The 20,532-nt window shown below is 44.1% G+C and carries 9 protein-coding genes; 3 read left to right on the plus strand and 6 right to left on the minus strand.

What is annotated here, in order from left to right; all coding sequences use genetic code 11:
* Positions 1–18: 18 nt before the first annotated feature.
* A complete protein-coding gene (locus DBR43_RS23070; protein WP_124586288.1) occupies positions 19–1,332 on the plus strand; it encodes a TolC family protein in 1,314 nt (437 codons plus the stop codon).
* An 18-nt stretch (positions 1,333–1,350) separates the two neighbouring features.
* The gene (locus DBR43_RS23075; RefSeq protein ID WP_124585277.1) at positions 1,351–2,205 is read left to right on the plus strand and encodes an N-acetylglucosamine kinase; all 855 of its coding nucleotides are present in this window, start codon (positions 1,351–1,353) and stop codon (positions 2,203–2,205) included.
* Here DBR43_RS23075 and DBR43_RS23080 read toward each other — a convergent pair.
* The 6 genes from DBR43_RS23080 to DBR43_RS23105 all read right to left on the minus strand — a co-directional run bounded on the left by DBR43_RS23080 (position 2,195) and on the right by DBR43_RS23105 (position 17,673).
* The gene (locus DBR43_RS23080; RefSeq protein ID WP_199757120.1) at positions 2,195–2,638 is read right to left on the minus strand and encodes a GNAT family N-acetyltransferase; all 444 of its coding nucleotides are present in this window, start codon (positions 2,636–2,638) and stop codon (positions 2,195–2,197) included. The two genes, DBR43_RS23075 and DBR43_RS23080, sit on opposite strands and share 11 nt — an antisense overlap.
* A gap of 18 nt (positions 2,639–2,656) precedes the next feature.
* Positions 2,657–3,190, minus strand: coding sequence for a GAF domain-containing protein (locus DBR43_RS23085; protein WP_124585279.1), 534 nt, complete (start codon positions 3,188–3,190; stop codon positions 2,657–2,659).
* 397 nt (positions 3,191–3,587) lie between these two features.
* Positions 3,588–3,776 (minus strand): hypothetical protein, encoded by a 189-nt coding sequence (locus DBR43_RS23090; RefSeq protein WP_124585288.1) that lies wholly within the window; start codon positions 3,774–3,776, stop codon positions 3,588–3,590.
* Positions 3,777–3,869: 93 nt separating this feature from the next.
* On the minus strand, positions 3,870–5,870 hold the full coding sequence (locus DBR43_RS23095) for an OmpA family protein (protein WP_124585290.1): 2,001 nt from the start codon (positions 5,868–5,870) through the stop codon (positions 3,870–3,872).
* A gap of 11 nt (positions 5,871–5,881) precedes the next feature.
* Positions 5,882–6,877, minus strand: coding sequence for a PorP/SprF family type IX secretion system membrane protein (locus DBR43_RS23100; RefSeq protein ID WP_124585292.1), 996 nt, complete (start codon positions 6,875–6,877; stop codon positions 5,882–5,884).
* 14 nt (positions 6,878–6,891) lie between these two features.
* A complete protein-coding gene (locus tag DBR43_RS23105; protein WP_124585295.1) occupies positions 6,892–17,673 on the minus strand; it encodes a putative Ig domain-containing protein in 10,782 nt (3,593 codons plus the stop codon).
* A 304-nt stretch (positions 17,674–17,977) separates the two neighbouring features.
* Between DBR43_RS23105 and DBR43_RS23110 the strand changes: the two genes are divergently transcribed.
* Positions 17,978–20,500 carry a hypothetical protein gene (locus DBR43_RS23110; RefSeq protein WP_124585297.1) on the plus strand — a complete coding sequence of 841 codons (2,523 nt, stop codon included), beginning with the start codon at positions 17,978–17,980 and terminating at the stop codon, positions 20,498–20,500.
* Positions 20,501–20,532 lie beyond the last annotated feature (32 nt).

The raw sequence follows: 20,532 nt of genomic DNA on the forward strand, positions 1-20,532 counted from the left end.
TTTCAACTCCATAAGACCATGAAAACCAGGAAACTTCTATTTGTCACAGTGCTACTGTTATTGGCTGGCCATACAGGTTTTGCACAGCAAAAGCTGAGTCTGGAAGAAGCCATCAGCACTGCGTTAAAGAACAATTACGACATCAGGCTCGTAAATAATGAGGTACAGATTGCAAAAAACAACATCAATCCGGGAAATGCCGGAATGCTCCCGAAACTTACTGCAGATTACAGCAGAGGGGGGAGCAATCAGAATACCGTACAAACCCAGGCCTCGGGAACGGAACGGAGAACAGATGGGGCAAGAAGCACTAACCAAAGCTATGGGGCATCCTTAGGATGGACCATATTCGATGGTCTCCAGATGTTTGCCAATTACGACCGGCTTAAAGAATTACAAAAGCTGGGAGAGGTGAATGCGAAAGGAACCGTCATTGCCACAGTTGCCGACGTGATCAACGGCTATTATGCTTTAGTCAGACAACAACAACTGGTGATGGCTACAGATACCGCACTCGACATTTCAAGGATGCGTTTGACCATTGCCAAAAACAAGCTGGAGATTGGAAGGGGGTCCAAACTGGATGTGCTTTCTGCTACCGTAGATTACAATGCAGATACCTCTCTTTATTTGCAGCAAAAGAATGTACTCAGGACGAATATGGTGACCTTAAACCAGGTGATGGCAAGGGACCTGAATCTGGTTTTCGAAGTGGATCAAACCATGAAAATAGAAAGGGACTTAAATTATACAGAATTGTCTGGTCTGGCCCAACAACTCAGTCCGGCTTTACAGGCGGCCTTCATCAATAAAAAAATTGCAGAACTTAGCCTGAAACAGGTAAAAGGGCAGCGTTATCCAACAGTGGGCCTCAACAGTGGTTACGAATTCTCTAACAGCACGAGTCCTACGGGCTTTAATACGCAGTTCAGAGCCAGGGGTTTCACTTATGGAGTAACGGCAAGCCTCAACTTGTTTAACGGCTTCCTGCAACGTCAGAATGAGCGTAACGCAAAGGTACAGATCAATACCACCGAATTGAACCTGGAAAAAGCCAGGCAGGACATCAATGCACAACTTCTTTCGGCTTATCAGAATTACCTGACCAACCTCGACCTGCTGAAGGTAGAGCAGACCAATGTGAACATTGCAAAGCAAAATCTGGACATCACGCTTGAAAAATACCGGTTGGGCAGCATCTCTCCGCTGGAGCTCAGAGAGGCGCAAAGAAACTCCATTACGGCCATCACCCGGTTTCTGGACGCACAGTATCAGGCAAAACTTACTGAAATCAGCTTAAAAGAAATCAGCGGCACATTAAATATTCAATAAGATTGTTATTTTTAGCAAATGATTTTAGTAGCAGACAGCGGATCCTCTAAAACTGACTGGATGGGCTATAGCCCGGAAGAGACCATCAGTTTTAGCACACAGGGCATTAACCCTTATTTCTTGAATGCGCATGATATTTTTAAGCTTTTTTCCAAGAAGAAGGAAATCGCGGCCTATGCAGATAAAGTAAAGGAAATTTATTTCTTTGGTGCAGGCTGTTCTTCTCCGGATAAAGTAGAAGTCATCTCGAATGGAATTTCTTCTTTTTTCACCCAGGCTTACGTTTCGGTGGAACATGATTTAATTGGTTCGGCTTACGCCACCTGCGGGGATCAGAAAGGGTTAACCTGCATCCTTGGAACAGGTTCAAACATTTCTTATTACGATGGTAAGAACGTTCATAGCGGCGCTCATGGTTTAGGTTATGTTTTGGGAGATGAAGGTTCAGGCACCTTTTTTGGCCGGAAGCTCATCACCAGCTACCTGTACGGAAATATGCCCCTGGAATTAAGTGTGAAATTTGCACAAGACTACCAGATCGACAAGGAAACGGTAGTCACCAACCTCTATCAGAAATCATCACCCAATACCTACCTCGCTTCCATCAGCCGTTTCATGGCAGAACATACAGAACATCCTTTTATACTTAACATTTTACGGGAAGGTTTTCAGGAATTCGTAGACAGCAACATTAAAGACTATGCAAACTATAAAAGTCTGGATTGTCATTTCGTAGGCTCTATTGCTTTTTATTACCGGGATGTGTTGAGAGAAGTCTGTTTAAGTAACCAGGTCAAAGTAGGTAAGATTTATCAGAAGCCTATTGAAGGAATTTACAATTATATTCTAAGAAAAGAGGGAATTACAGTTTAATCAGCAAGCGGAGCATGTCCTTATGTTGAATCCCATTTTCAAAGATGGCTTCCTTATAATTCAGTAAGAAGAAGTCTTTATCGATCCGGTCTGCCCGGAATCCTGCACGCTGATAAAATGCCAGCTGATAGCCAAAGGTTCCGGTTCCCACTTCTACACTTTCTCCGTTCCGTTCTTTTACGATACCAAAGAGGTGTTGAAGCAATTCCGTTCCAATGCCCTGATTCTGATATCCCGGCATTACCGCAATGTTTTTAAGTTCGTACTTCGCCCTTTCTATGGGTTGCAGGATGTAACCGCCAACGGTTTCTCCATTAATTTTAGCAATATAAATCAATGAATCCGGGAGGTACCCCAGGATGCTTTTTTCTGCGGGATCTGCCAGCAGGAACAAATCCATTGGAACATGGTCGTCTATTTTTGTAATCTTCATCAGCTTACAAAAATACAGTTATGCGTCCTGGGTTTCAAACTCATGAATTCCTACCCGTTTGTTCATTTCCTTTCTCACCATCAGTGCAATCAGTTCCAGTTTCTTACGGTCCTCTTCTTTGAATACCCTTGCTTTTTTATCCAGAATACAAACCACCCCTACCCTAAAACCTTCGTTCGTGGTAATCGCAGCCGCAGCATAAAAACGCAATCCGGATTCTCCGGCAATCAGGGGGTTAGAGATGAGACAAGGGTTCTGGATCAGGTCTTCAAATACCGTTACGCTCTCATTTAAGATCGCCAGGGAGCATAAACTAACCTCACGGCCTACTTCCTGTCCGATCTGACCACTCTGATCGGCTTTGGTCCACACTTTATCCCGGTCCACAAAATTAATCATCGCAATAGGTGCATTCATCATTGTTGCCGTAAGGGCTGCCAACTGATCGAATATAGGCTCAGTCTTAGTATATAGTATCTTATACTTTTTCAGGTTTTCCAATCTCGCATCTTCATCCGTCGGAATCAGGATACTTCCTATGTTTGTTTCCAATTTATTAAAATCTAGTCATGTATACTTTAACAATTACCATACCTATTGGGAGGTGTTATCTCTTTGGCACACAGGAAGAATCGGATCTTAAATATAAAGAGGAATTAATGAGGCATACCGAAGTTCTTTCGCATTTTTCCTTTCTGAAAATGGAACAAAATGCTATATTCTAACCTAAAAACCAATGCAAGATCAACAAGTCCCAATGATTTAATATGGGCAATTTTTACTCACTTTGATGATTAATCAGCCTATTTTACTACGCTACATCCATTATATCCGCTATATTATCCCATTCCCTATAAAGGCGCCCTCACACCCAAAACAGCTATAGAACTGAATATCAGTTAAAAGTAAACAAAATCATCGATTTTCTTAAAAAAACAATTTTAAGCCCTTATCTATCGACTTTTTCGGAGCCGCTAAATACCCATTCGTTTTTAGCCGTCTTAAGATAACTGACCTTATAATTCTCGTTTGGAGGCAGTGTAAAATGAAAAATCAGATTTTTTTCATTGGGATCTTTTGGTAAGAATCCGGGAAGTAAAGTATCCGCCACCATTTTGATATGAGCTTCAGTATGCATAATTCATTTTTAATGCAAAGGTAAAAGCCCCGGTCCGAATATTCAGCATTAATCTTGAATATTCAAACCAGGGCTTTTGAGAGAGAATTTGTATTAATCTTTGGTAACCTTGAATTCAGTACGTCTGTTTAGTGCTCTTCCTGCCGGGTTATCTTTTCCGTTTGGAAGTTTATTTGGTGCAACCGGCTTAGTCATACCATAGCCTTTGCTTTTCATTCTGCTTTCCGGAATTCCTTTTGCGAGGAGGTAATCCACACAGGATTTCGCCCTTCTGTCGGAAAGGTCCAGGTTATAAGCAGGCGTTCCTTTACTATCGGTATGGGAACTCAACTCTATTTCGATTTTCGGATTGTCAACCAGAATGTTGTACAGGTAGTCCATTTTCACTTTTGAATCCGAGGTCAGCTCGGCTTTATCAAACTCATACAATACATCCTTCAGCACGATTGCTTCATCCTTTTTATAAGGAATCAGGCAGATTTCTTCACTAAATAAAGTATCTTTCTGGGCCAGCTGATCATAAGAATAACTTAAATTCTTGGTAAAATACTGTGCCTTTTCTGCGGTAATCTTTAGCTGGCGGTTAGAGTTGACCTTAAAGTTATACTGCCCGTCTGCACCTGTTGTAAATTTAAACTGCTGCAGGGAATCCGCGAGTGTGACCACTGCATTCTCCAGTGGTTTTCCATTATTGCAATCCAGGATCCTTCCTCTGATGTTCAGGTATTCACGTTTAAGATGAAAGATCTCCAGGCAGCATAAAGACTCCCGGTCGGAACTGATATAGCCTTCCACATCAGCATCATCCAAAGGCGTAAAATAGAGGTCGTCCTTAGAAGAATTGAATGGATACCCTAAGTTCCGGGGTTCAGACCAGCTGTCAAAATCACCATCACTTTCATAGAAATCAAAGCCTCCCAGGCCTACTTTTCCATTGCTGGAATACAATAATTTTTTAGTCTTCACATTGTAATAGGGCGCTTCTTCATCCCCTGAAGTATTGATTGTATTTCCCATATTTACGGCCTGTCCCAGTGATCCATCCGGACGAATGGCACAATACCATAAATCATACTTTCCATGTCCGCCTGGACGGTCTGAAGAAAAGATCAGGTATTTGCCGTTTTTACTCACAGAAGGTTGCATGGCATTAAAACCTTTCACATTGATATTGCCTCCAAGCTCTACAGGGTCAGACCAATCTTTTCCAGTTACAGAAGCTGAAGTCAGCTGGTATATCTTTCTGGTTTCTTTAGCACTCCATCCGGTAATGAACATCACTTTCCCATTGGGAAGGAAAGCAGGGGTAGCCAGCTCTTTATCTTTGTTGCTTGTTGGAATCTTCTTGATAGAAATGCTTTCTGTTAAGGGATTTCCTGAAGTTTCATAAATTGCATTTACATAGGGCGTTTGCTTTCTCGTTACTTTTGAAGCACTTTTCCCATCCGACAATACGACATTCTTACCTGCGCTGTTCACCGGTCTGGAAGAGGTAAAATAAAAATTATTCCCTCTTAACAATGGGGTATAATTAGAGCCCGCCTGGTTGATGTCATTTTTCAGTCTTCCCAGCTTAAATAAACGCGGGTGGCTCACCTCATATAAGGCAAACTGACAGGAAGCGATCTCAGTTTTGGTTCTGGCAACATACTCATCGTTGCCCGTGTATTTCTTCTGGAAAGTCTCAAAAGCATTGATTGCTTCCGTGTAATTTTGGTTTGCCCTTAAAGTCACCCCATACCAAAAAGTACTCAGGATATATTTCGGGTTATTGAAATCTTTAGCAATGGCATACCATTTCTCCGCGTCAGTAAAGTTCTTATACTGTCTGAGCGACTCTGCCAGCTGGAAGACGCTGTATTCATAGTCTTCCTTCTTTGGACTTTCTTGTTTCACCTTAGACTCAAAGCCGTAAGGCACCACAAAACCAGAGCTATCCGGAGAGATCTGTAAAGCTTTCTTATAATATTCAGCAGCAGCATAATACTCCTTATTCAGGTAATAAACATCAGCAACTCTTTTACTATTGGTGACAAACTGAGCACTGACAACACTGCTAAGCAGGCAGAGGGCGAGTAATATTTTAAGTTTCATATCGCGTTATATTATAATCTTGGACAAAAGAAATTCGGACCAACAATACCTTTTCTTCTCGTAAATGATACGGAGAGTTCCAATCCACCCTGACTCCGGGACATTCGGTTAAAGCTCGAGGTATTAAAGTCGTAACTCACACCGAATACCATGTTCTTAATGTTTAAACCAAAGAAGGCAATTGCCGCATCATCTACCCGGTAGTTTGTACCAAACATCAGGTCTGCTTCAGGGTTCAGCATCACTTTCGCGTAGGCACCAACAGAGGTTTCTTTTGCATTCCCCTGCCTCATGTACAATACATTTGGTGTAATGTCCAGCATATCGGTTATTTTAATCCTGGCTCCGCCATGTCCTGCATAGCGGATAGGCATCCGTACATCGGTACCCAGAAATTTATCAATAGGCCTGGTCAGGTGGGCAGCCATTGCTCCTGCGAAGACATTCACACGCTGGTCCGGGTTTCCATCAAAATACATTACCCCGACATTGACATCCGGAACAAGGGTATTGGAAGAAGCAAAAGATTCGCTGATTCCAAAATTAGGATCGTAACCCGTTACCGGGTTAAACTGGTTCCCCAGGGTAATCTTGGAGGCATCAAAACTTTTGTTCAGGATTCCCGCCTGGAGACCAAAGTTGATCATATTTTGCCCCGTCTCGCCAAAGTGGATCCGGTAAGCCGCAGAGGCCAGGACACTCAAATGGTTATAACTGATGTCTCCGGCATTCTGGTTCAACACCATCGCGCCAAAAGCGAGATTTTTAACGGGGGCCATATCAAATGACGCACCCCCGGTTAAAAACGAATTAGAGACACCACCCCATTGCTGTTTAGCATTTATGGACACCCGGTAATCACCATCAGTAACTCCCGTTAATGCCGGGTTTAACCACAGTGGATGGGCGTAATATTGTGAAAAGTGAGGATCAATCTGTGCGATAACCCTTTGCGTTCCTAAACTCAAAAACGCTCCTGCTATTATAATTTTTACTAGGTTCTTCATAACAAATGTGTTTATTATCTCAATAGGGTTATTGTTCCTTTTTTCGTTGTTTTTGTTCCGTCATTGAACTCGACATCCACCAGGTATACATACACACCGTTCGGCTGTATTTCTCCTTTGTAGGTTCCATCCCATCCGTTCTGAACATTCAGAGATTCGTAGATGAATTGTCCCCACTGGTTGTAGACGCGGAGCTTCATTTTGGCAATCGTATTTCCATATACATAGAAGACATCATTCTTACCATCGTTATTTGGCGTGAATGTATTCGGTACAAAGATTTGGTTGCCCAATGGGTTTTCCGCTTTAGAGTTCAGGCTTGAAGCATCGCTCAGCTGACAAGGCAGTTGTCCGAATGCCCTTACCCTGATCGTCACCGGCTGATCTGGTTTCAAACCACTGATCAGATGCGTTAATCCCGCAGCTCCCGAGCTTGGTGCAATCCAGGTTATCCCTCCGTCAACAGAGACTTCGTAACCTGTAGCACCCGCTACTGCAGCCCATGCAAAGGTTACACTCGTTGCCGTTGCAGACTGCACGGAAACGACAGGCGCAGTAAGCTTAGGCAGAATGGTCACCACCACCGCGGTACGTGCAGCACTTGTACATCCGGTAGTCTTATTGACACTTTCTACATAATAGGTAGTCGTTGCTGCCAAAGATGGAGTAGTAAAGCTGCTTCCTTCAGACAGTGAAGCACCTCCTGTAGCAGAACTAAACCAGCGATAGGTAAGTGCTGCATCCGGATTGTTAACCGACAGTACGACTGTATTACCGGCACACAATGGACTTGCTGCCCCATTCACAGTTGTTGGCGCATCAGGTGCGATTTGCACACTTACCGCAACCGCGGTCCTGCTTGTGCTGCTACATGTAGCAGTAGAAGCCCCGACATAGAATGTTCTGTTTGCTGTGATCACAGGCGTAGTAAAATTGGTTCCTGTACCTAATGCGGTTCCACCTGTTGGATCTGCGTACCAGCTATAAGTAACCCCTGCTACCGGATTGGAAACACCCAAAACTGTGGTACTTCCCGGACATGCGTTGACTGTAGCATTGGCTACCGTTGGAACACCTGGTTTAGCGTTCACCGTAACCGTTACTTTAACCCTGCCTGTTGCACTACCACAACCTGAAGCACTTTTTGCAAGTACATAGAAATCGGTAGTCGTACTTAATGCGCCTGTAGGCAAGCTTGGACCTGTACCCAATAAGGTACCACCTACCGCAGCATCATACCATTCGAAAGTAACTCCGGCTTGTGGGTTCTGGATTTCAAGAGTTATTCCATCTCCTGAACATACCGCCAATCCGTTGCCATTTGTGACCACAGGGACATCCGGTAAAGCATTTACAGTTACGGTGACTGCCTTACCTGTTCCCGGAAGGTTTTCACACTTATTGGCTCCTTTTACCGTCACATAATAGGTAATCGTTGCTGTTTGTACTTTTTCCAGGATTGCTCCGGTAAAGACAGGATTAGTGAGTGCTGCATCCGTATACCAGGTAAATACCGGATCTGTTACTGTTGTACTGCTGGCCGTTAATTTAACCGTTGTACCTGCACAAACCGGTACGTCTGCTCCTGATACAATGACATCTGAGGCATCTGCCGGAGTGTTCACGATCAGGGTTACAATTTTTGCATCCCCAGCGGCATTTTCACATTTATTCGATCCGCGAACGGTTAGATAATAAGTAATTGTTGAGGTCAATACAGGTTCAAACACCGGACCTGTAAAAGCGACATCCGTTAAGGCTGCATCTTTGTACCAGGTAAACACCGGAGCTGTTACCGTTGTACTGCTTGCAGTAAGCAGCGCTTTTGCACCATTACAGAACGGTGCATTGTTTCCGGCAACATTGATGTCTGCAGATACTGCAGGTGGATTGATCACAACCGTTACTACTTTTGCACCTGCTTTAAGGCTTTCACATCTGTTTGCTCCGCGAACGGTCACATAATAAGTGGTAGAAGTAGTCAAAATTGGTTCAAATACCGGCCCTGTAAAGGCGACATCTGTCAGATCTGCATCCCTATACCAGGTAAATACCGGACTCGTTACCGTTGTACTGCCGGCAGTAAATTTAGCTTGTGTTCCTTTACAGAAAGGTGCATCATTTCCGGCAATGTCGATGTCTCCTGGTGTTGCAGGATTGTTGACGGTAACCGCAACTACTTTCGCATCTGCAGGATCATTCGGACATTTATTATCTCCGCTCACCGTTACATAATAAGTAATGCTCGCAGTGACTACCGGCTCATAGGTTGCACCTCTAAACACTTCAGTGGTTAAGGATGCATCACTATACCATATAAATTTAGGATTGGTTACTGTTGTTGAACTCGCTTTAAAGCTTGCTTTTGTTCCCTGACAGAATGGAGCATCGTTACCTGCAATGGTAAGATCTGCCGAAGTCGCCGGCGTATTTACGGTAACTGTTACCACTTTCGCATCCCCAGGTAAATTCGGGCATTTATTATCGCCGCTAACGGTTACATAGTAGGTCGTCGTTGCGGTAAGCACCGGCTCAAAAAGTGCATTGCCTGATACCGGAATGGTTAATGCTGCATCGCTATACCAGGTGAATTTAGGATTGGTTACTGTGGTTGAACTTGCAGTCAGACTTGCTTTTGTTCCTTTACAGAACGCAGCATCTGCGCCGGTTACGGTGATATCAGTAGCCAGTGCCGGTGGATTCACGGTAATCGTAACCACTTTTGCATTTGCAGGTGTACTCTGACAAACATTATCACCATTTACACTCACATAAAAGGTCGTGCTGGCGGTAATTACAGGCTCGTAAACTGCATTAGCAGATAGCGGAATGGTCAATGCCGCATCGCTATACCATGTGAATTTAGGATTGGTTACTGTAGTTGAACTTGCAGTTAACGTCGCTTTGGTGTCTTTACAGAACGGTGCATCTGCTCCTGTTATCGTAATGTCAGCAGGAGTTGCAGACGGATTAACAGTAACGGTAATTTTTGTACGTCCGGTGGTGCTGATGCATGCATTTGCATTTGCAGCTTCTACATAGAAGTTGTACACTCCCGGAGTCAGGTTCGACGCCGTAGTATAGCTATTGGTATTTGTTGCCAGGTTATTTCCTCCTGTTGCTGCATCAAACCAGTTGAAGCTTACCCCTGCTACAGGATTCACAGCAAGTGTGACTGCTACATTCGGGCAAGTTGTTTTCGGGTTACCTGCTACTTCTACCGGTGCATCTGGTGCAGCCAGTATCGTTACGGTAACTTTGGTTTGTGCGCTTGCACAATTGTTGCGGCTTGCAGTTACAAAGTAATCATAAGTTCCTACAGCCAGTGTTGTTTCTGTGGTGATGCTGGTCCCGGTTCCTACCTGCGAAGCTCCTTTGTACCAGGTATAGATAAGACCTGCAACCGGATTCTGAACACTTAAAGTTGCAGCAGTACCCACACAGGCCGATGCATTTGCACTGGACACTTTTGGTGCAGCAACCACGCGCTGCGCATAGTTAAAGTCAAGTGTAGTTAACACTGCGGCAAGGCCTGACCTTAACCTCAGCTCTACACCATCAAACGGTTTTGCTGGAAGGAAAGTCAGGATGGCACCTTCATTGGCACTCAAAACTTTCAGGTGAACCAATGGGTTATCTGTAACCAACATATCGTTATTGCTCACCAAGCCCTGGAAGGTGGTGACTTCAATAGAAGGTAAAACAGCCAGTGAAATCAGTTTACCAGGGGTACTGATGCGGATGCGGATGCTATCGCCAACATTAGACAGGCCGGTAAAGCCTACATGTTGATAAACCGAAGCACCTAAAGCACCAACCGGCATCACCAGCGAAGAGGCCGATTCTGTGTCGTTATCCACAGCCCTCTCCGGATTATATACTGCGGTCAGTACTGCAACGCCATCTGCTCCAGCCCTCACCTGAACTGTTGCCGCCTCACAAGGAACATCAGTTGGGTTAGTGGCAGGCAATACGGTCACTTGTGCAGAAGCTCTGGTTAAGGCAGCACATCCGCCAGGGATCTCCGCGCTTACATAGTAAGTATCTATTCTTGGGTTTGGACCATTGTTTACAGCAGGCGTAAATTCATAACGGGCATCACTTGAAAGCAAGTTTCCGTTTACAGGGGCATCATACCATTTAAAGGTCACTCCAGCTGTACTCGAAGTTGCTGTTAACACCGCTATTGATCCTGATTTAACGGTAATAGACTCCGGAGTAATTACCGGGATGTCCAGACCAGTTACATTAATTTGTGCCGTAGCCCTTGTTGCTGAAGGAACGTTACAAGCGACAGATACGGCTTCAACTGAATAACTTGTGGCCACTGTCACATTGGTAATAGTGAAGGTCACCCCATCTTTATTTGCCTGATAAACCCCGGCATTGTCATACCATCTGTAAACAAATCCGGTTAAAGGATTTTTCACCTCCAGGGTAACATCTGTTCCAGGACAAGTATTTATCGTAGCTGAAACCAGTTCAGGTACCAATGGCACAGGAGCCACGGTTACGATGACTTTTGTTCTGGAGCTCGCACAACCTGAAGCATTGCTACCTTCTACATAATAAGTTGTATTGGCTGTTAATGCCGGAGTGCTGAAAGTGACTCCGGTAAATACCGGAGTACCTCCGGTGGCAACTGTATACCATTTATAAGTCAGTGCCGCATTTGGATTGTTAACAGTCAGCGTGGCAGTTTGTCCCGAACAGATTGACGGATTAGCGACTACCAGTGTAGGTGCCACTAAAATACGTCTCGCATAGTTCACATCGACTGTTGAAAGCACACCTGCAAGACCTGCATTTAAGCGAACTTCTACCTGATCAAAGGCAGCTGTTGGTACAAAGCTAATCAAGGCCTGACTGTTGTTGCTCAACAGCTCCAGGTTGATTAAAGTATTGTTTATGGAAACGGCATCATTGTTATTTGTGGCACCATTGTATGTTCCAACCTGAATACTGGACAACAAACCCAGTGTCAGCAATTTACCTGGTGCATTTAACAGCACTTTAACGGTATCTCCCGGACTGGAAACAGAACCGAATCCGAGGCGTTGGTAAACCGAGGCACCCAGAAGTCCAACCGGCATCACCAACGAAGAACCTGTTCTCGTGTCGTTATCAATGGCCAGCTGTGGATTAAATATCGCAGAAAGCAAAGCTACTCCTGTTACGCCATGTGTTTCTGTAATTGCAGCCTCACAAGGAACCGGGCTTGGCAAGCTGTTATCTACGGTAATGGTTACCTGTACGCGGCTCAGTGAAAGACAACCCGTTGCATTCGATTTTGCTTCTAAATAATAAGTGGTCGTTGCCGTAAGTGGTTCGGTAACATAAGTTGCACCACTGAATTTTGGCGTTGTTGCCGTTGCAGAATCAAACCAGTTAAAGGTGACATTTGCATCTGGCGAAGTAGCCGTCAGGATCACCGTCTGACCCGAAGCAACCGTAGTTGCTGAGGCCTGAATCTGTGGTAATGTTACGATCGGATTTACCGTTACAGGAACAGCAGTCCTTGTAGAAACGCCACATCCGGGATTCGCTGCTTCTACATAATAAATGGTACTTGCAGTTAATGCAGGGGTAACGAAAGTAGTTCCGGTAAATACCGAAGTACCTCCGGCAGGCACTGTGTACCAGTTATAGTTTACTCCTGTTACCGGAGCATTGACAGCCAGGCTGGCTGTAGAACCATAACACACCGGTAAAACCGTTGCCAATACCGGTGCCACTGGTGCAGGTGTAACGGTTACGGTAACCGGAATGCGTAAGGCATTTGCACACCCCGCTTTGCTCACTTCAATATAATAAGTTGTTGTTGCTGTAAGTGCAGGTGTAGTGAAGCTCTCTCCTGTAGCCAATGCTGTTCCACTTGCCGCAGTAGCGTACCATTTTAAAGTAGTACCTCCATTTGCGGTGGCTGTTAAAGTTGTGGTATTTCCAGCGCAGATCGTCTGACCTGCTGCCGCAACAGTTGGGTTAGGATAGATGATAGAAGCACCGTAAATGTTATAGCGGCTTAATAAATTTGCCACTGCTCCAAAACGGATTTCCACGGCATTATAAACACCGGTTGCAGGAAGGGTAACCTGGAACCTGTTGCCATTTAAAAGCTGAAGATTTAATAAATTAGAATTCAATGGATAAACCTTTACTACGGTTGTTCCATTGTAAACGGTAATGGTTCCACCGTTAATCAATCCGATATCGGCAAGGCCAACCGGAGTTTCCAGATCTAAACGGATGCTGTCGGTAGCTGCTCCGGAATTTGGAAAAATCAGTTTTTGATAACCTACTCCGGCTACGTTAACTCCAAGATTAATGGTCGTAAATGTAGCAGGGTCTGCATCTGTTGAGCCAGATGGGTCAGTGATTCCGCAAAGCAGGCAGAGCAGCGATTCAATTTTTGTTTCCTGAGCAGTTGCCGCATTACAGTTAGGGTTAACCGGACCAGTTGTGACCGTTACCGTTACTGCAGCCCGGCTGGCACTAACGCAACCTGTACCATTTACTGTTTCTGCATAATAAGTGGTGGTGGTATTTAAGACCGGAGTGGTAAAGCTCGTTCCTGTACCTACTGCAGTACCACCCGTTGGGGTAGTAAACCAGTTGATGGTATTTCCTGCTTCAGCAGAAGCCTGAAGGGTAGCAGTTTGTCCGGCACTGATTGATTGCCCGGCAGAAACTATAGCCAGGGCAGGAGTCGGACGTGCTGTCACCGTAACCGCAGTACGGCTGCTTGTTGCTGTTCCGGATACTGCCTCCACATAATAAGTTGTATTGGCTGTTAATGCAGCGGTAGTATAGGTTGCCCCTGTGAAGATAGGTGTACTTCCTGTTGCTGCATACCAGTTATAAGTTACTCCCGGTAAGGTATTGCTTACACTAAGTGTAGCCGTGCTTCCCGAACAGATACTGGTTGAGGCAACCACCGGCGGATCAACTTTTACCTTCACCGTAAAGTTGGTGGTAGTTGTATTATTGGCAGCATCTTTCGCCGTTACAGAGAAAGTAAATGTTCCACCTTGTGTTGGAGTGCCGGATACTTTACGGCTGACCGGGTCGAAGTTCAATCCAGGGGGAAGGTTTGCTGAAGTATAAGTATAAGGTCCCGTTCCGCCGGTTACTTCAGGCAAGGTTTGCTCTGTGTAAACGGTTCCTACAGTTCCATCGGCCAGTGCCATTGTTGGCAGTGATAAGGCACCGATAACCCTTAGGGAATAAGTATTGGCTGCAGTAGTACCGATATTGTCAGTTACAGTTACTGTAACCGTATATAAGCCTGATTGTGTTGGCGTACCAAAAATGACACGGGTGCCGGCATTAAAACTCAATCCCGGAGGAAGGTTAGTTGCGACATATGTATAAGGTGTTGTTCCACCTGTTGCCGAAGGAATTGGTTGTGAAGTATAGCCTACATTGACATTACCATCAGCAAGTGTTGCCGAAGGAAGAACCAGGGGATTTCCGACTACAATGGTATAATTGGCTGTGGTGGATTTTCCATCGCCATCGGTTACCGTTACAGGAATGCTATAGGTTCCTGCCAGCGTCGGCGTGCCTGTGATCTCACGGGTAGTTGGATTAAAGGTCAGTCCCGGAGGAAGGCTTGCCGCCGGAGCGCTATAAGTATAAGGTCCCACTCCACCGGTTGCGGTAGGGATCGCCTGAGCAGGATAAAGAATTCCTACTGTACCATTGGCAAGTGTCGCCGCAGGCAAAACAAGAGGATCTCTTACTATAATAGTATAGTCTGCCGTTTTGGTATTTCCATTTGCGTCAGTTACCGTTACATGAACCGGATAAGTTCCGGCCTGAGTTGGTGTACCTGTGATTTCGCGGGTAGCAGGGTTGAATGCCAATCCCGGAGGAAGACTTCCCGGAGTAGCCATGTAAGTATAAGGTCCTGTTCCGCCAATTGCAGCGGGAAGTGTTTGTGTTGGATATAAGGTGTTTACCGTTCCGTTAGGAAGTGTTGCTGCCGGAAGTGACAAAGCAGCAGTTACGGTTAGGTTAAAAGGAGTGATTGCAGTACATCCTCTACTGTCTGTAGCCAGAACATAGAAAGAATAAGGTCCTTCAGTTGCTGTCGGAGTTCCGGAAATCAATCCGGTTGCCGATAGTGTTAATCCTGCCGGCAATGTGCTGCCCGGAGCCAGTGTATAATTAAATGCCGGTGTTCCTCCGGTAGCAACAGGAATTTGTTTTGAATAACTGGAAGCGATCGTGGCATTCGTTAAAGCAGCTGTTGCAAAAACAATAGCCGGATTTACATTTACCGTAACCGGTACACGTTCTGCATTTACGCAGGTACCTTTACCTACTTCTATATAATAAGTGGTTGTTGCGGTAAGTCCTGCAGGAGAATAGGTATTTCCTGTAGCCAGTGCGGTGCCGCCTGTTGCATCTGCATACCATTTCAAATCTGTGCCACCATTTGGTGTTGCTGTCAGGGTAGTCGATGCTCCGGAGCAGATGCTTAAACCTGTATTGGCAACAGTTGGTTTTGGATAGATCACTTCTGCACCGAAGATATCAAGAGCAGTCACCGCCGAAAGTACCGCACCGAAGCGTACTTCTACTGCATTATAAACCGAGCCGGCAGGAACAGTTACTTTAAAGCGGTCACCACCTAAAAGGCTAAGATGGATCAATGCCGAGTTCAGGTCGTAAGAGGCCACAATGGAGTTGCCATTCATGACGTTCACGCTTACACCACCCAGAAGAGAAAGGTCAACTACATTTCCAGGCAATCTCAAGTCCAGACGGATACTGTCTGTAGCCACACCTGCAGTAGGGAAGCCCAATCGTTGATACCCGACGCCAAGGACACCTACCGCAAGGCGGATGCTGCTAAAGTTAAGCGGATCTGCATCTACGGAAAATCCAGGATTTGAGACTTCGCAACCGATACAGATTCCCTGGATGGCATTGGTTTGGGAATTAGCAGATTTACAAGTTACACCTGGTGTAACATTCGTTACCGTAATGTTAACTGCAATTCTGTTTACGCTTGCGCAACCGCCTGCACTCTGTGTTCCCACATAATAGGTGGTATTTGCATTTAATGCCGGAGTGGTAAAACTCGTTCCGGTTGCAACCGGACTTCCACCTGTTGAAGTGGTATACCAGTTGATGATGCTGCCAGCCGTTGGAGCAGTTGCAGAAAGTGTAGCAGTCTGTCCGGTAGAGATGTTTACATTCGTTGAAGATACCTGAGCATCTGCCGGAAGTGCATTGACAGTTACGTCTACCTGTTTACGTGCACTGGAACAAGCGCCGATCACAGACTCAACATAATAAGTTGTATTCGCAGTCAATACAGGAGTTAAAAAGGTTTCTCCGGTAAAGACCAAAGTTCCGCCAGTCGAAGCATCATACCAGCGGTAAGTCTCTCCTGCTACGGGAGCGCCAATTTGTAAAGTTGCCTGAAATCCGCTACAGATTGGAAGAACCGTAGACACAACAGGTAAGGTTGGATTATTTACGGTGATACTCACCAGCTTGCGCGGAGATTCATTGGTACATCCCGCTCTTTTTCCAGATACATAAAACTTATTGACACCAGTCACTAAACCTGTTGGCGTAAAACTTATACCGGTAGTTCCCGTACCTCCGGTAGCCTGGGTATACCAGGTATAGGTTGCACCTGCTTCCGGTGTATTGATATTTAAAGTTACGCCGTCACCTGCACATGCGATACCGCTGACTGAAGCATTACTGTTTATATTTATAGTTGTTGGCAAAGCCATCGTACGGGACACCTCATGAAGATTGATGGAATTTAAAACGCTGGCCGTTCCGCCTATTCTCAGTTGAACCCGGTCAAAAGGAACACCAGGTGCGAAAGTTAAGACCCCAACAGTGCTGCCAGGACTCAGGAGTTTAAGATTGAGCAGACCTCCTGTACCGGGAACAAGACCATTACTCACTCCCCCATTAAAAGTTTCAATACTCACTGAGTTCAGCAATTCAAGGGAAAGCAGGGATGGTCCGGTCGAAACCATTAATCTTACCGAGTCGGTTGCTGCAGATAGTCCGGGAAAGACAATCGTTTGCTGCGCAAAGCCCGCCAGACCAACTGCGGAGCCTAAAGTTGAATACGTACTCTCCACACCATCTATTGCATTTGCAGGATTGTTTACGCCGCCAAGTGCACCAACAGTTCCGGAGATCCCATGCAATTCATCGATTGGCGCATCACAGTTTATGTTTGTAGTATTTTGTAGAAAATAAGCATGATAAACATTGATAGAAGTTAATGCAGCGAGGGCCCCTCCATCCACTGTAACCCTCAGCCGGTTATAAGGTACACCGGGACCAGGTACAAAAATCTCGGCCTGATTTCCATTTGCCAGCAGGTTTAGTAAAGCTGTACCGCCATCACGGACAACACCTACCGGGGTATTGTTAAAATAGGCCTGAACTTTGATGGCCCCGAGCACACTTAATGATAAAGTTGTGCCGGTAGAGACTTTCACTACCGCTCCGGTATTGTTTCCAGGTAAGTTACCTGCAGGAAATATCAGGTTCTGATATATTCCACCTCCTAACAAACTGACCCCCGCAGTAACGGTAGATGCAGTATTTACATTGTTATCTACAGCCTGACCCGGTGCGGATACGCCACAAAGTAAGCAAACACCGAAAGTTCCGTCATCTGCTGTTGTTGCGTATACACGTTGTTGAGATTGTGCATACGATTTCAGATTAAAAAGCGTTATAGCTATAATACTTAAAAAAATAAGGATAGGTTTTTTAAGTTTTCCTGGCAGGGTAGATGTGCATTTCATATGAACGGAATTGAGATGTCAAAATTTTACTTTGGTGCAATTTTAATCATAGAATACTTCGCAATGCATGTTCGAATTGTTCATTCGCGATCCGAAAAATGACCGATTCATTCATTTTGTTCATTTTTGATTACATCTATCTCAAATAACATTCATAAACCACAGTCAACAGACTACAATACAGATAGTTAAGTCTTAAAAACAACATTCGTTCATTTTTTTACTTCATATCTTCGCGTTCATTATTGTACCGAAAGCATTATATTCGTTTAGTTGAAGAAATTAATGCTCACTCGTACTGTATATGGACGATATATCTACCTTAAATGAAGTAAAGAGTCTAATCCTATTAAAAACAGGAATTCGAACCATCACTCCTGCTGATTGTAAAAGGATCTCCATTGAAATCAGTAAAACGTTAAATAAGAATGTAAGCGAAACAACCATCAAGAGATTGTTTGGATTCGCCGTGGTTAAACATAATTTTTCAAAGTTTACGCTCACCACTTTATCGGAGTATGTCAACAAGGAACAGATTGGTAATTGGGCTGCTCCTGTTCATTTAAATCCTCAGGAAACGGCCACCAGCTGGACAGATATCCGGCACAATGCCAGGCGAATCACCGACTTTACGCTGAAAGGAATTAAAAACCGCTCCGGCATTCCATATGAGATGACCATCAGCAGGAAATTTGCAGAGCACGACTTCGATGACTTCTTTAAAAGCAACTATACTTATACCTGTTTCATTTCACAACCCGGTTATGGCAGGACCATCCTTCTTAGTCATTTAGTAGAAAAGTTCTTTAACAATGAATCTTCGGCGCATAAAGAATCGACGATAATGTTCATCACTGCAAATAGTTTTTTCAATGTAGACCAGCTCACGCTCAACTTTGAAGACCAGCTTAAAATGCAACTGGGGATTCAGCACAAAGAGAGTCTGCTGGAACACATCCAGGAAAACTATAGTCAGACAGGGAAAAAATTTATCATTGTTCTGGATGGATTTTCAGAACTCATCATCAAAAAAGACCTTAAGAAACAACTCTTCGAAAGTATCATCAGCTTTATTTGTTCCATTGAAAACGTAGACTGTATTAAACTGGTGATGAGCATGCGGTCCACGACCTGGATGAGATTTTACGATTGCATCAGGCATTCTGCTTTTTTAAAGTCGAAATGGTTTACAGGAAATTACTTCAATCAGAATGAAGTATCCAATGTTCCTCCCCTTACAGGTAAAGAAGTGGATCAGATTATTTCCAAGATCAACCAATCTGATGTTTATGAATTAAATCCAAAACTTAAATCTCAATTAAAGTTTCCGTTATATATACAACTCTATTATCAGTTAAAAGAAGAAGATCCTTATTTTAACTATTCTACGAGCATCACTTTTCATGAACTGATCTCCAGATTTATCCAGGAGAAAATTTACCGGTCTAATTATTACACGGAGAAAATTCTCTTTCTGAAAAAAGTAATTCAGCTCACTGATTATGGCAAGAAAGTAGACTCTGTTCCAAAAGACCTTCTGATCAGCGAATTGTCGGCATTTAAAAATGCGTATATGGAGCTCTTATCCGAAGGGATCCTGATGGAAGAGAAAAGCCAGGACGACTATCAGCCAAGAGAATATGTCCGTTTTATTTATCCTCATATCTTTGAATACTTCCTCTTTATTGAGTTGCTGGAAAAATTCCATTTACAGGTAGACTGGACTTTCTTTCAGTTTATTCAGAGTTCTTACGAAAGCAATAATGTAAGGTTCCATCTATTGCAATGGACGATCCGCTTTATCATTCGGATTGGAGATTTCAGGTCCCTTTCTCATATTTTCGACCTGCAGTTAAATTATTTTGAACGGAATTACCTCATTCTTTTCATTGCTGAAAACCTGAGGTTCAGAGCCCGGTATAGTCCGGATACCATTAAGCTTCTGACTGACCATAAACTTCATGACGTCCTGATCAAACAACTGATCAATTTTGACTTTGTGGATTCCTGTTATAAAGAAGCAGTAACTGTCCTGGCTGATGTTGCAGATACTGATGAGAACCGGTTAATTTATCAATCCATTCTCGCGATTTTTGACATTATGAGTATGGACCAGGACAGGGTAGCAATGAGGTTGAACAAACTCAGCGCCCTGGATGTAAAAGGCTGGCCGGTAAACCCATACGAGCTGACCTGGCTGATTTACCTCAAACTGAGCAACAGGACAATTGAACCGCATCCTATGATTCAGGACCTGGAAAATTTCAACTATTCTTTTTTAGAGACTAAAGCAGCATTGGATACCAAACAGGGGATAGCTTATGTATTGTTACTGATCCTGAATACCTTCTATGGTAGTGATGAAGGCACAATCAGGATCATCAGAACAATCTCTAAATTACATCCACGTGTATTTTCTAAAAGAACTGCTTTCACCATCTTTATGATGAACGTCTTTGCCTTATCAAGCTCAAAGATAAATCCCGGAAAGAAAACCGATCAGATAGAACAGATACTGGTAGAGATACACAACAACAAAACAAGGTTTAAACTCACCGAATACTCTGAATCTATTTTAAGAATGATGCAGGCCAATCAACTGAGAAACAGAGGAGAATATGTACTTGCGTATGAATATTCAAATGAGTGTATTCAGATTTTCAAAAGAAATGAACTGAATCTGAATTGCATCATGATGTACGATGTGATTATTGCCATCTTCAAAGACCTTAAGGATCCGGTAAAGGTAAACGAATATAAATATGAACGGTTATGCTTTATGGAGGAAAGAAAAATACCCCATAAACTGCTGGTCAATGTCAGTTAAAAAGAAAGCGCCATTCNNGAATGGCGCTTTCT

This window comes from Pedobacter sp. KBW06 (assembly GCF_003852525.1).
Lineage (GTDB): Bacteria > Bacteroidota > Bacteroidia > Sphingobacteriales > Sphingobacteriaceae > Pedobacter.

Excerpts from the sequence above, each read along its gene's own strand:
- DBR43_RS23070 (WP_124586288.1), top strand. The coding sequence starts at position 19 with ATGAAAACCAGGAAACTTCTATTTGTCACAGTGCTACTGTTATTGGCT.
- DBR43_RS23075 (WP_124585277.1), top strand. The coding sequence starts at position 1,351 with ATGATTTTAGTAGCAGACAGCGGATCCTCTAAAACTGACTGGATGGGC.
- DBR43_RS23080 (WP_199757120.1), bottom strand. The coding sequence starts at position 2,638 with ATGAAGATTACAAAAATAGACGACCATGTTCCAATGGATTTGTTCCTG.
- DBR43_RS23090 (WP_124585288.1), bottom strand. The coding sequence starts at position 3,776 with ATGCATACTGAAGCTCATATCAAAATGGTGGCGGATACTTTACTTCCC.
- DBR43_RS23095 (WP_124585290.1), bottom strand. The coding sequence starts at position 5,870 with ATGAAACTTAAAATATTACTCGCCCTCTGCCTGCTTAGCAGTGTTGTC.
- DBR43_RS23100 (WP_124585292.1), bottom strand. The coding sequence starts at position 6,877 with ATGAAGAACCTAGTAAAAATTATAATAGCAGGAGCGTTTTTGAGTTTA.
- DBR43_RS23105 (WP_124585295.1), bottom strand. The coding sequence starts at position 17,673 with ATGAAATGCACATCTACCCTGCCAGGAAAACTTAAAAAACCTATCCTT.
- DBR43_RS23110 (WP_124585297.1), top strand. The coding sequence starts at position 17,978 with ATGGACGATATATCTACCTTAAATGAAGTAAAGAGTCTAATCCTATTA.